This window comes from Pedobacter sp. 01T416_2 (assembly GCF_056398925.1).
Genome location: NZ_JBFTQI010000727.1, coordinates 1 through 2,944 on the forward strand (window position 1 = coordinate 1; position 2,944 = coordinate 2,944).

5 protein-coding genes and 1 other RNA gene are annotated in these 2,944 nt (G+C 36.7%); 1 reads left to right on the plus strand and 5 read right to left on the minus strand.

Annotation, left to right across the window (positions count from 1 at the left end):
- Positions 1-30: 30 nt before the first annotated feature.
- Entirely contained in the window at positions 31-909 is an 879-nt protein-coding gene (locus AC1DPQ_RS23130) for a polyphosphate kinase 2 family protein (RefSeq protein ID WP_477584175.1), read from the plus strand.
- Here the strand turns inward: AC1DPQ_RS23130 and rnpB are convergent.
- From rnpB to AC1DPQ_RS23155, 5 genes are all read right to left on the minus strand, one after another.
- Positions 909-1,291, minus strand: an RNA gene (gene rnpB, locus AC1DPQ_RS23135) — RNase P RNA component class A. The two genes, AC1DPQ_RS23130 and rnpB, sit on opposite strands and share 1 nt — an antisense overlap.
- A gap of 48 nt (positions 1,292-1,339) precedes the next feature.
- Positions 1,340-1,798, minus strand: a complete 459-nt coding sequence (locus AC1DPQ_RS23140) for a PIN domain-containing protein (protein WP_477584177.1) — start codon at positions 1,796-1,798, stop codon at positions 1,340-1,342.
- Positions 1,782-2,009, minus strand: coding sequence for a UPF0175 family protein (locus AC1DPQ_RS23145; RefSeq protein ID WP_477584179.1), 228 nt, complete (start codon positions 2,007-2,009; stop codon positions 1,782-1,784). Before AC1DPQ_RS23145 ends, AC1DPQ_RS23140 begins: the two co-directional genes overlap by 17 nt.
- A gap of 23 nt (positions 2,010-2,032) precedes the next feature.
- Positions 2,033-2,455: a c-type cytochrome gene (locus tag AC1DPQ_RS23150; RefSeq protein ID WP_477584181.1), complete on the minus strand. Its 423-nt coding sequence runs from the start codon at positions 2,453-2,455 to the stop codon at positions 2,033-2,035.
- A gap of 169 nt (positions 2,456-2,624) precedes the next feature.
- Positions 2,625-2,944 (minus strand): SCO family protein (locus AC1DPQ_RS23155; RefSeq protein WP_477611007.1); only part of this gene is annotated, 320 nt, incomplete at its 5' end.

A 2,944-nucleotide genomic window follows, 5' to 3' on the forward strand; every position in this document is an offset into this window, starting at 1 on the left:
CATCGATTTATCTAAAACCAATACATGATTATGAAAAACGAATTTAAAGGATTAATTGTACAAGGCAATAAGAAATTTTCTTTAAAAAATCACAAAACAGATTATACTGGCGGTTATAATAAAGAAAAAGCTAAAGATGCATTGGTGAATTCGAAAATAGAACTCAATCATTTACAGGAGAAATTATATGCATCTGGAAAACATTCCGTTCTGATTATTTTTCAGGCAATGGATGCTGCAGGGAAAGACAGTGCAATCGAACATGTAATGAGTGGACTAAATCCACAGGGATGCCAGGTTTATACTTTTAAAGTGCCAACGTCAGAAGAATATGAACATGATTTTTTGTGGAGACATTATAAAGCTTTGCCAGAACGTGGCAGGATAGGTATTCATAACCGTTCGCATTATGAAAACGTTTTGGTTTGTAAGGTGCATCCCGAATATGTTTTAAGCGAAAATATCCCAGGGCTTAATGATGTAAAAAAGATCAATAAAAGCTTTTGGCAACAGCGCTATAAGAGTATCAGAAATTTTGAAGAACATTTAACGGCCAATGGAACGGTAATTTTGAAGTTTTTTTTAAATGTGAGCAGAGATGAACAAAAACAACGCTTTTTAGAACGTATTGATGATCCTACTAAAAACTGGAAATTCTCTTCGGGCGATATTAAAGAAAGGGCTTTATGGGATAAGTATATGGAAGCTTACCAGGACGCGATTAACGAAACAAGCACAGTAGAATCGCCTTGGCACATCATACCTGCCGATAAAAAATGGTTTGCCCGATTGGCAATAAGTGAAATTATTGAAGATAAATTAAAAAATCTGGATCTGAAGTTTCCTGTTTTGGGCGAAGCAGAAGTGGCCAAACTCGACGAAACAAAAAGTATTTTATTAAGTGAATAAAAAAATGCAGGTCTATAAGCCGGGTTCTGTTTCCTGATTGCTCAGGATTTCTATCATTTATCCACTATAAACGTTGCCGTTTATCTCTAACGACCTACCCACTAACATCGGACGGGCAGCCCTACATACGTTAGCCTATTTGGTCTTTCAACTCTCGGGGTTTACAAACCACTACAGTCGCCTGTAATGCTCGTGCGCTCTTACCGCACGTTTTCACCCTTATCCCGAYGTAAAGTCAGGACGGTATATTTTCTGTTGCACTAATCCGTAATTCAGGTTTTCATTCCTGAACCCCTTTCCGTTAGAAAGCGAGATGCCCTGCGTTGCCCGGACTTTCCTCTCTCTCGATTTTACCCGAGACAGCGATAGAATAACCTGCATTTTGCGTAAAGATGGGGTTTTTATCCATATTATCACAATCGTGATAATACTATTCATTTGCGAGTGCATATATTTCATCTAGCACCTTTTTAGAAAATCTAAAATTTGTTTCTTGTATTTTCTGAATAATAGGTTTTATTGAAGGGATAATACCGACATTTTTTGCTTTTAAAATTATGCCCAATGTGCCCGTGAAAAGGAGATTTAGTCTTCTAGCCAGTTTCCTGCCTTTGTTATCGTCTAAAATAAGAAGCGAACTTTCTGATTCTAGTGCTAAAGTAATAGCACTTGCTTCGCCAGCATCAATATCTAATGAGTTTTGAAAAGTAATATTTTTAGGCGTTCTAATTTGGATCCAAGGAGGTAAAGGTGAACCAAATTCTGAAGCAATAGTATCTGTTGTGATAATTTCTGAAAAAAGTAATTTCAAAAGGCCCAGCTCCCCAATTTTTTCTAATAGAATGAAGCAACTGGTATCAGCGATTACTATTTCATATTTTTTCTGCATCACTTAACATTTCTGAAACGGGATAGTTAAGTATTGAAACGCCATAATCAGAAAGTAATTCTGCAAAAGTATGTTTTGATAAACCAACCATAGCTGCTGCTTGGCCTAATGATAGTTTTCCAGATTCGTACAACTTTGCAGCGATAAAGCGCACCGTATCGTGCTCATGTTCGCCTAAGCTATCTGGAACTTGTAGAGTTATCGTTGTCATACCTTAAATATACAAAATATTATTTATTTACAATTCTGCAAATCCTTTGAGACCTGCGAATAGGGTACAAATCCCTGCTTATTGCCAAACGAATTGGTGATATAAACCATTACCTGTGCTACGTCAATATCAGCCAGTTCAGGGAAAGCGGGCATTTTTTCTTTGTATTCTTTTCCATGGACGATCAAAGATTCGTTTGCCCCGTTTTTGATAAAACAAGCTAAGCGGTTTTTGTTTGTTTTTAAAAATACCGAATCAGTTAATGGAGGTGCGAGCTCACCCAATCCTTCGCCATTTTCGCCATGACAATTCTGGCACTTGGCTTTATAAATATCTTTTCCGTTCGACATGTAATTCTGCAGATCGATTGTTTCCTGGTTTTGGCAAGATAAGATGATGCCTATAATGAAAAGGAAAAAGATTGAATTGATAATGTACTTGCGCATTGATGTTTTGTTAATATTAACCACAGATAACTAAAGATAAACACAGATTTAGTTATTATCTGTGTTTATCCTGTATATCTGTGGTAAAAACTAGTTTGGTTATAGAGCAAATCATTGGAGATAAATTCTTTTTATTCCGTGTAGATCCGTGTCTCCGTGGCTAATAATTTTACTTTTTGTACTCAGCCAATAAAACCGGGATATCCTTTTTTAATTGTTCTACCTGCTCTTCTTTAGTGCCATCATAAGCACCGCGGATCCGTCTGTCTTTATCGATTAAAACCAGATATCCTTGATGGATATACCCATCTTTAGCAGTACTATCTTCGCCAACAGCCACTAAATAGTTCTTTTCTGCCAGTGTATATACGCTGTCTTTACTTCCATAAAGAAACTGCCATTTTGGTCCGTCTACACCTAATTTTTGAGCGTATTTTTTCAGAACGTGTGGTCTGTCATATTTAAAATCGATGGTGTGCGATACAAACA